General features: G+C 64.5%; 6 protein-coding genes and 1 pseudogene. 1 reads left to right on the top strand and 6 read right to left on the bottom strand.

Annotated elements, in window-relative coordinates:
- The 6 genes and pseudogenes from WCE35_RS03650 to WCE35_RS03625 all read right to left on the bottom strand — a co-directional run.
- Window positions 1-2,021: pseudogene (locus tag WCE35_RS03650) on the bottom strand (xanthine dehydrogenase family protein molybdopterin-binding subunit); the annotation flags it as partial.
- 192 nt (window positions 2,022-2,213) lie between these two features.
- Window positions 2,214-3,083 carry an outer membrane protein gene (locus tag WCE35_RS03645; protein WP_424591980.1) on the bottom strand — a complete coding sequence of 290 codons (870 nt, stop codon included), beginning with the start codon at window positions 3,081-3,083 and terminating at the stop codon, window positions 2,214-2,216.
- A 187-nt stretch (window positions 3,084-3,270) separates the two neighbouring features.
- The gene (murJ, locus tag WCE35_RS03640) at window positions 3,271-4,800 is read right to left on the bottom strand and encodes a murein biosynthesis integral membrane protein MurJ (RefSeq protein ID WP_424591979.1); all 1,530 of its coding nucleotides are present in this window, start codon (window positions 4,798-4,800) and stop codon (window positions 3,271-3,273) included.
- A gap of 170 nt (window positions 4,801-4,970) precedes the next feature.
- Window positions 4,971-6,122 (bottom strand): DegT/DnrJ/EryC1/StrS family aminotransferase, encoded by a 1,152-nt coding sequence (locus WCE35_RS03635; protein WP_424591978.1) that lies wholly within the window; start codon window positions 6,120-6,122, stop codon window positions 4,971-4,973.
- A gap of 30 nt (window positions 6,123-6,152) precedes the next feature.
- Window positions 6,153-7,169, bottom strand: coding sequence for a Gfo/Idh/MocA family oxidoreductase (locus WCE35_RS03630; protein WP_424591977.1), 1,017 nt, complete (start codon window positions 7,167-7,169; stop codon window positions 6,153-6,155).
- A gap of 168 nt (window positions 7,170-7,337) precedes the next feature.
- A complete protein-coding gene (locus WCE35_RS03625) occupies window positions 7,338-8,750 on the bottom strand; it encodes a mannose-1-phosphate guanylyltransferase/mannose-6-phosphate isomerase (protein WP_424591976.1) in 1,413 nt (470 codons plus the stop codon).
- Between the two features lie 377 nt (window positions 8,751-9,127).
- On the opposite strand from WCE35_RS03625, the gene WCE35_RS03620 reads away from it, so the two are divergent.
- On the top strand, window positions 9,128-9,444 hold a 317-nt coding region (locus WCE35_RS03620; protein WP_424591975.1), incomplete at its 3' end, for a lysylphosphatidylglycerol synthase transmembrane domain-containing protein.

Genomic DNA, 9,444 nt, shown 5'->3' with positions numbered 1-9,444 from the left:
CTGTAGACCGCCTGCTCCATCAAGGCCTGGCCGATCCCCTGCATGGCGCCGCCATGAACCTGGCCGGCGAGCAGCAGCGGATTGAGCGTCACCCCGAAATCGTCGACGATGACGTAGTTGACGATTCTGGTGATGCCCGTCGCCGGATCGATCTCGACTTCGGCGAGATGCGTGCCGTTGGGATAAGTGCCGTCGGCCTGGGTGAAGGTCGCGCTCGCATTCAGCTTCGCGGGATCGACACCCGGACGCTTCGCCAGGTCGGCAAAGCTGATGGCGCGGTCGGTGCCGGCGATGCGCACCCTGCCGTCGCTGATTTAGAGATCGCCGGCGCTGGTCTCCAGCGCCTCGGCGGCGATCTCCTTAAGCTTGCCGCCGAGGTCGCGCGTAGCCCGCTCGACGCTGACGCCGCCGGTCGGAATCGAAGCCGAGCCGCCGGTGCCAAGCCCGGTGGCGATCCGGTCGGTGTCGCCCTGCAGGACATGGACCCGCTCGGGCGGCAGCCCGAATTGCTCGGCGACGAGTTGCGCATAAGCGGTCTGGTGGCCCTGCCCGCTCGACTGGGTGCCGATCAGGATGGTGACGTCGCCATTGGGATCGAGCGCCACATTGGCGGTCTCCTCGCCCATGGTGCCGCAGACCTCGACATAGCTTGCCAGCCCGATGCCGCGCACCAGGCCTTCTTTCCTGGCAGCCCTGGCGCGCTTTTGAAACTCCTTCCAGTTTGCGATCTCCATCGCGCGCTTCATATGCGCGGCGAAGTCGCCGGAGTCGTAAACCTTTCCGGTCGCGGTCTTGTACGGCATCGCCTTCGGCGCAATGAAGTTCTTGCGCCGGATCGCGTCCGGCGTCATGTCGAGTTTTCGCGCGGCGGCGTCGACCAGCCGCTCGAGCACATATGCCGCCTCCGGACGGCCGGCGCCGCGATAGGCGTCGACCGGCACGGTGTTGGTGAACACGGTGCGGACACGGCAATGAAAGGCCTGGATATCGTAGAGGCCCGGCAGCATGCCGGCGCCGCCGTGCGGGATGTAAGGCCCGAAGGTCGAGAGATAGGCGCCCATGTCGCCCATCAGGTCGACATCCATCCCCAAAAACTTGCCGTCTTCGGCGAGCGCCATCCGCGCCGTGGTGACGTTGTCACGGCCCTGCGCGTCGCCCATGAAGTGATCGGCGCGGTCGGCGGTCCATTTGATCGTCTTCTTCAGTTTTCGCGCGGCGACCGCGATCAGCGCATATTCGCGATAGGGAAACAGTTTGGTGCCGAACCCGCCGCCGACATCGGGACAGATCACCCGCATCTTCTCGACCGGGATCTTCAGCACGTTCTGGCACAGGATGTCGCGCAGCCGGTGGCTGCCCTGGCTGCCGATCGTCAGCGTCAGATGATCCTTCCTGGCGTCGTATTCGGCGACCGCCGCGCGCGTCTCCATGAAATTGGTGATGATGCGCGGATTGACGATCGACACTTCGGCGACCGCATGCGCCCCGGCGAAGGCGGCCTCGGTGGCCTTCTTGTCGCCGATCGGCACGTCGAACAGGACATTGCCGGGATGATCGGGCCAGACCTGCGGCGCGCCCTTCTTCACGGCATTGATGACGCCGACCACCGCCGGCAGCGGCGTCCACTTGACCTCGATCGCCTCGATCGCATCGCGGGCATGGTCGATCGTGTCAGCGACGACGAAGGCTACGGCATCGCCGACGTGGCGTACCTCATCCCTGGGCAGGATCGGATAAAGCGGTCCGGTGAACGGATTGACTTCCAGATTGAACAGGCACGGCAGGCCGCCGAGATCGCCGACATCGGCCGCCGTCAGGATGGCAGCAACCCCCGGCAATCCGCGGGCGCGGCCCGCATCGATCGTGAACTTTGCGTGCGCATGCGGCGAACGCAGCATCAGCGCATGCATGGCGGGCGACGGCGCCACGTCGTCGGTGTAGCGGCCCTTGCCGCGGATCAGCGCATCGTCTTCCTTGCGGCGTACGCTTTGGCCGACGCCGAATTTAATGGGAGTTGCCATCTTGTCTCCAATTGCGGTTCAGGGTCTTGCCGCCATATTGCAGCGGTTGTGGGGCCAGCGCAAATCGGTTTCCGTTCTCGAGCGTTCTTGCGGTGCGGCACGACGCATCGCCTCGGGGAAGTTGCGGCGATCGCAGAACAAAAAAGCCCCGGGCGATGCCGGGGCCTTGATGACCAGGAATGATGGTCGATATCAATACTTCGCCACAACCGGACCGCCGAACTTGTAGTTGATGCCCGCCCGCAGAATGTGGTCCGTGAAGTCAGAACTCACCCGTGCGCCAACGAGGCCGGGGAGGACGAAGTTTGCCGAGTCGTACCGGCCGAGATCCATGTAGAGATATTCGAGCTTGGCGGTCCAGTTCTGGGTGAGCATGCCCTCGATGCCAGCGCCGACCGTCCAGCCAATCCGGGTGTCGGATGAGGAGCCGGTGATGGCGACCCCACCACCGTTGCCATTGAAGCCCGACAGCGTGCCGGATGTCTTGATCTCACCATAGGCGAGACCGCCGGTGGCGTAGAGCAGCACACGCGGTGACACCAGAACACCGCCGCGCAGACGCGCGGTGCCAAACCATTCGAGGCTGCGGTCGAGCGCGAGCGTGGTTCCGGTCGCGCCGGCCGGCAGGAACGTCAATCCGGGAAGGCAGACGCCCCCGGTTACCGTTGCGGCGCAGAGATAGTCCGCGCGTCCTTTTTCACCCGACCACTGAATATCGGCCTCGAGGCCCCAGACCCAATTGCTGGTTTGCCAATTGTAACCGACCTGACCGCCGGCAATGCCGCCGTTCATGTCGAAGCTGGCGTTCGTGATCGAACCCGGGGGCGGGGCGATGGGCAGGCCGGTGACCGTGTTGTAATAGGAAATATCGGAGTTCGAGCGGCCCCAGCTATATCCGGCGTTGCCGCCGATATAGAAGCCGGTCCAGTTCCAGACTTCGACCATCGCCGGCGGCGCCTTGGTATAGGGCCGTGCGGCAAGGTCAGCCGCGGAGGCCGCGGAAGTCGCGGCGATTGCGGCCAAGGCCGAAACGGCGATGGTCTTTAAGGTCGAAGCACGCATGGGAAGCCCCCGTTCAATTGATCAATTAAATTTCAGTCATTACCTTATCCGTGAAGCCAAGGTTCCAACACCGGAGTGACGTCGCATGGGCATTTTTTCGCCCATGTGTTGCCAAAATAGCCCAGCCGATCGCGCTCACCGCAACACTGCGTTCTATCCTGTATCATACTGATATAACTACATTATTCTATCCGCGCAGCAGCAAAAAGAGCCATCCACGGCCGAACAGCAGCAGGATCGAAAGCGCATATACGAAGGCGCCGACCGCGATCAGCAGCAGCAATTCCGTCTCATCGCGGAACACGCTCATCTGCGCAAAGTAGCCGGCGGCGAATCGCGCGGTCAGCCACAGCGCCGCCGCCAGCACGACGCCGGCCACGGCAAATTTCCAAAGCGAGCGCAGCAGCGCGCGATCGAGATCGAGATAGCCTCGCCGCACCGCGAAGGCGAGCACCAGCAGGAGATTGATCCAGGCGCCGGCCGCGGTTGCGAGTGCAAGCCCGACCTGCGCCAGCGCACCGACCAGCGCGACCTTCAGCGCGACATTGACCGCGACGCCGGTTAGCGCGGCCTTCACCGGCGTTGCGGTGTCCTTGCGGGCATAAAAGGTCGCGACCGCGCTTCGGATCATCACGAAGGGAATAAGTCCCAGCGCGTAGGCCGCGAGCGTCGCGCCGGCAGTGGCGGCGTCGGCTTTCGAAAACGCGCCGCGCGCGAACATCGCGCGCATGATGACATCGGATACCGTGAGGAAAGCCGCGACGAACGGCACCGAGAACAGCAAGGTGAAATCGAAAGCCCGCCGCTGCGCAGCCCTTGCGCCTGAATTGTCGTCGGCCGTCAGGCGCCGCGACATCTCCGGCAGCAGCACGGTGCCGATCGCGATGCCGATCACGCCGATCGGCAGTTGATTGAGGCGGTCGGCGTAATACAGCGCCGACAGCGCGCCGGCCGGCAGGAAGGTTGCGATGATGGTATCGGCAAACAAGGCGAGCTGGGTTCCCATCGATCCGATGGTCGCAGGTCCGAGCGCGCGAAAGAACGCGCGCACATCCTCGTCGAGCTGTGGGATGGCGAACCGTGGCAGGATGCCGCTGCGCGCTGCATCTCCGGCCAGCAGGAAAAATTCGAGGAAGCCGGCGATCAGGACGCCCCAGGCGGCTGCATATCCGGCGCCCGGAAAGAACGCAGCCAGCGCCAGCGTCGTCATCATCGACAGGTTGAGAAATATCGGCGCCGCGGCGGCGCTGGCGAAACGGTGCATGACGTTGAGCATGCCGCCATAGAGCGTCACCAGCGTGATCAGGAGCAGATAGGGGAAGGTGATCCGCGTCAGCTCGATTGCGAGCCGCCGCTGCTCCGCATCATCGCCAAACCCCGGCGCGAGAATGCGGATCGCCTGCGGCATGAACAGCCAGGCCACCGCGAGCAGGATCAATTGCGAGCTCAGCAGCAGGGTGAAGATACGGTCGGCGAACAGCCGCGCCGACGCCGCGCCGCGTTCGCCGTGAACATGGGCGTAGAACGGCACGAACGCCGCGTTGAAGGCGCCTTCGGCGAAGATGGCGCGAAAGTGGTTGGGCAGGCGCAGCGCCACGAAAAACGCATCGGCCACCGGTCCGGCGCCGAGGATCGCCGCGAGCATGATGTCGCGCGCAAAGCCGGTCAGCCGCGAAAGCAGGGTATAGCCGCCGACCGTGAAGATGCGTCCAAGCATGCGCCGCTTCTAGCGCATATTCGGTTCTGATTGCATCAGAACCGAAGCGCTGTTCTTTTGTTTTGACGCGTTTTCTTCACGCGAACCGGTATCCATCCCGCATCAAGCGCGGGACAGGCTTTCGCTCGAAAACGCTATGGGCTATGCGCTGGCGCATCAAAACGGCGAAATCAGGAAGAAAGCGCGCCGCGCACAGCCTGGATGATGCGCGCTTGCGTCGACTCGTCCAGATAGGCGTGCATCGGCAGGCTGATGACGTCGTCGGACAGGCTTTCGCTGACCGGCAGGCCGCCACCGGCGACCGGAAAATCCTTGTACGCCGTCTGCTGATGCATCGACTTCGTATAATAGATCGCGGTTGGAATTCCCCGGACCTTCAACGCCGCCGCAAAACCGTCGCGGTCGCAACCTTTGGGCAGGCGAATGGTGTACTGCGCCCACACCGAGGTGCAGCCGGAGGCGAGATGCGGCACGGTCACGACGTTGCCGAGGCCGCGCGCATAGCGCTCGGCGACCCGGTTGCGCGCCGCGATCTCGTCGGCGAAGATTTTCAGTTTCTCGATCAGGACCGCGGCCTGCATCGTATCGAGCCGTCCGGTGAGACCGAGACGGACATTGTCGTATTTGTCCGACCCCTGGCCGTGGACGCGGATGCTGCGCAGGGTTTCGGCAAGCCTTTCGTCATCGGTGAAGATCGCGCCGCCATCGCCGAAGCAGCCGAGTGGTTTGGCGGGGAAAAAGCTGGTCGCGGTTGCGAGGCCGAAGGTACCGAGCCGGCGGCCCTGGTAGCTGGCGCCAAAGCCCTGCGCGGCATCGTCGAGCACAAACAGCCCCTCGGCCGCCGCGATCGCGCCGATCGCATCGTGGTCGGCGCTCTGTCCGAACAGGTCGACGGGAATCACCGCGACCGGCTTGAGGCCGCGCTGCTTCGCGGTCGCGATGCCCCGCCCGAGCGAGCCGGCGTCCATGTTGAAGGTCGCTTCATCGACATCGACGAAGACCGGCGTCGCGCCGGTCAGCGCCACCGCCTCGCCGGTCGCGCAAAACGTGAACGACGGGCACAGCACGGCGTCGCCGGGACCGACGTCCATTGCCATCAGCACCATCATCAGCGCGTCGGTGCCGCTGGCGCAGCTCACGACATGCCTGGCGCCGGAAAATTCCGCGAGCGCCGCTTCCAGCGCCGTCACTTCCGGCCCGTTGATGAACTGGCAATGGGCGAGCACGCGTCCGACCGCCTCGTCGATGGATTTGCCAAGCCGGCGGCGCTGCGCGGCGATGTCGATGAAGGCAACGGGTTCTGGACGCATATGCTGGTTCATGGAGCCTTGCGGGGATTGAGGACTTGAAAATCAGCCGGCGACGCGGCGCGGCCCTTTGCGGGCGATGCTGGCCGCCGGCCTGGCCGGCGTTTCAAGGCAGCGGATGGCGATTTCGAGGCTCGCCACGCCCTCGTCGCCGGAAACCGCCGGCACATTGCCGGTGCGGACCGCATCGAGGAACGCGATCAGTTCGGTACGCAGCGGCTCGTCATGCCCGACCGGCAGATGGCGCATCGAATAGCTGCCGTCCGGCTTGAAGCCGAAACATTCGGTGACCTGACGGGTCAAGAGATCGCCCATCACATATTTGCCGCGGGTCGCGACGGTGACGTTGCGCGCCTTGAACGGCGTCAGCCAGTTGGTGTTGATGTGGGCGAGTACGCCGGAGGCGGTGCGGAACTGCAACAGCGCGATGTCCTCGCGTTCGGCGACCGCGCTGGAGAGCTGCGGCTGCACCTCGACGATGTCGGACTCGGTGAACCAGCGGATCAGATCGATGTCGTGCACGGCGAGATCGATCACGACGCCGACATTCGACATCCGCGGCGGAAACGGCCCGACGCGGGTAATGGCGATGGACAGGATATCCTCGCCCGATATCGCCTGCTTGATCGCGGCGACCGCCGGGTTGAAGCGCTCGACATGGCCGACCATCAGCGTTACCCCGGCGCGGCGCGCGGCGGCGACGATCTGGCGTCCCTCCTCGACCGTGGAGGCGACCGGCTTTTCGACCAGGATGTGGATGTTGCGCGCGATGCAGGCGAGCGCGATCGGGTGATGAAGATGGGTCGGCGCCGCGATCGTCACGGCATCGACGCCTTCCGCGAGCAGTTCATCGAGGCTCGTGAAGGCCCGGCAGCCCACCAGCTCGGTGGCCCGCGCACGGTGCTCCGGCAGCGGATCGACGATTCCGACCAGCATGACGCCCGGCAAACCGGCCAGCACGCGGGCATGGTTGCTGCCCATGATGCCGGCACCGATCACGCCAACGCGCAGCACACGCCTGATGTCGGCCTTCGCGCCCGATGCGGATTCTTTCGAACTCATCTCATTGCCCCCAACCGATTCTTCGTCAGCCCCATCCCGGCTGCTCTCTAGCACGCCGCCGCAAATGTGGCGAACGTCATCAATCCCATCCGGACACGTTTTGATTCAAAGAATTACATCGTCCGGAGGACGAAAACTGGACAGTGAAGCCGCAAAATCGCCGATCATTCACGTGCGCTGATAATCGTCCTCGATGCGGATGATGTCATCCTCGCCGAGATAGCTTCCGGTCTGCACCTCGATCAGTTCCAGCGGGATCTTGCCGGGATTTTCCAGCCGATGGACCGCGCCGATCGGAATATAGATCGATTCGTTCTCATGCACGGTCTTGACCAGCTCGTTGACGGTCACCCGCGCCGCGCCACGAACCACGATCCAGTGCTCGGAACGATGGTGATGTTTTTGCAGCGAGAGCCGCCCGCCCGGCTTGACGATGATGCGCTTGACCTGATGGCGCTCGCCATTGTCGACCGACTGGTAGGACCCCCAGGGCCGGTGCACCTTGATGTGGTCTTCGGTGACTTCAGGCGCGACGCGCTTCAGCTTTGCGACCAGCCGCTTCAGTCCGTTGGCGTCTTTCTGACGCGACACCAGCACCGCGTCCTGGGTCGCCACCACCACGAGGTCGTCGACGCCCTCGAGCGCGACCAGCGCCCGGTCGGTCGACACATTGCAGTTGCGCGAATCCTCGAACACGGCGGCGCCGCGCGCGGCGTTGCCCTGGCCGTCCTTGTCGGACAGTTCCCATACCGCATGCCAGGAGCCGACGTCGGACCAGCCGCACGAAACCGGCACCACCGCGGCACGCGAGGTCTTTTCCATCACCGCGTAGTCGATCGAGATCGCCTTCGCCGCTCCGAAGGCGTCGGCGTCGAGCTTGACGAATCCGAGGTCGCGCCCGGCCCTGGCGACGGCATCGCTGACGGCCTCGACGCTTGCCGCATCGAAATTGCGGTATTCGTCTGACAGCACCGAGGCGCGGAACATGAAGTTGCCGCTGTTCCAGAAGTAGCCCGCCTTGATGTATTCGGCGGCGGTCGCCGGATCCGGCTTCTCGACGAATTTTGCGACCGCGCGAACTTGGCCGGAGATGGTTTCGCCGGGGCTGATATAGCCATAATCGGTGGCGGCGCGTTCGGGCTGCACGCCGAAGGTCACGATCCGCCCGGCTTCCGCGGCAGCGAGCCCCTCGCGACAGGCGGCGAGGAAGGCTGTGGTATCGCGAACCACGTGATCGGAGGCGAGCGCGAGAACGATCGCTTGCTTGTCGCGGGTCTGCGCGAACGCCGCGCCGGCGGCGATCGCGGGACCGGAATCGCGCCGCATCGGCTCCAGCAGCACGTCGGCTTCGAGCCCGATCTCGGCCAGTTGCTCCAGCACCATGAAGCGGTAGGCATTGTTGGTGACGACGATCGGACGCTCGAACAGCGCCGCATCCGATACCCGCGCGAGCGTGTCCTGGAAGGTCGAGCGCGCCCCGAACAGCGGCAAGAACTGCTTGGGATGGACCTCGCGCGAGGCCGGCCACAGCCGCGTTCCGGCGCCGCCGCACATGATCAGGGGGATAATTCGTCGGTCCATCGATGCCTCAAATCCTGCCGTGATCGCGATACCGGATCACAAAAGCGCCAAAACCGTCCCCGGTCGAACCGCGGCTCAGGCTGCACCCCGCAACATATCCTCGACCGCCTCGCGGCCCAACGCCTGCGCGACAACCGCTAGCACAGCGGTCGGCGGTTCCGGATGAAACTTGCAGATACCGTAAATCCGTGCCAGCGCCGCCCCCGGGCAGTTCGTTCGGGGCCTCTTTAGCCGCCGTTTTGTCGGTGTCGCAATAGCCAGTTGCACGGCTATTGCCAGATTGGCCTGAAAACCATACCAAGGCGGCGACGTTCGGCGCGCGGCGCCGATTTGCGCCGTTTTTGACCTCCTTCTCAAACCTGGCAAGCGCGGGCGAGATGCGCCGGATCCTGCTTTCGACCCTCAAGATATTGATCTCGGCGGCGCTGCTCTATTTCTCGTTGCGCAAGGTCAATCTGGTCGATCTCGCCTCGCGCATCGATGCGCGGAGCCTCGGCTGGCTTGCCCTCGCCGTCGCCGTGACGTTCCTGCAGATTTTCGTCGGTGTCTTGCGCTGGCGCGAGATCAGCGCCGAATGCGGCGCGCCGCTCGAGACCCGGATGGCGATGCGCTTCAACGTGATCGGAACCTTCTTCAATCAGACCCTGCCCTCCTCGATCGGCGGCGACGCGGTGCGGCTCTGGCTGGTGGCGCG

The organism is Bradyrhizobium sp. (assembly GCF_049691595.1).
Taxonomy (GTDB): Bacteria; Pseudomonadota; Alphaproteobacteria; order Rhizobiales; family Xanthobacteraceae; genus Bradyrhizobium.
The sequence above is the reverse complement of the archived record's forward strand: the minus strand, read 5'-3'. Positions and strand labels throughout refer to the sequence as shown.

What these genes read in the sequence shown, in the direction of transcription:
- WCE35_RS03635 (WP_424591978.1), bottom strand. Translation starts at nt 6,122, where the DNA reads ATGAACCAGCATATGCGTCCAGAACCCGTTGCCTTCATCGACATCGCC.
- WCE35_RS03645 (WP_424591980.1), bottom strand. Translation starts at nt 3,083, where the DNA reads ATGCGTGCTTCGACCTTAAAGACCATCGCCGTTTCGGCCTTGGCCGCA.
- WCE35_RS03630 (WP_424591977.1), bottom strand. Translation starts at nt 7,169, where the DNA reads ATGAGTTCGAAAGAATCCGCATCGGGCGCGAAGGCCGACATCAGGCGT.
- murJ (WP_424591979.1), bottom strand. Translation starts at nt 4,800, where the DNA reads ATGCTTGGACGCATCTTCACGGTCGGCGGCTATACCCTGCTTTCGCGG.
- WCE35_RS03625 (WP_424591976.1), bottom strand. Translation starts at nt 8,750, where the DNA reads ATGGACCGACGAATTATCCCCCTGATCATGTGCGGCGGCGCCGGAACG.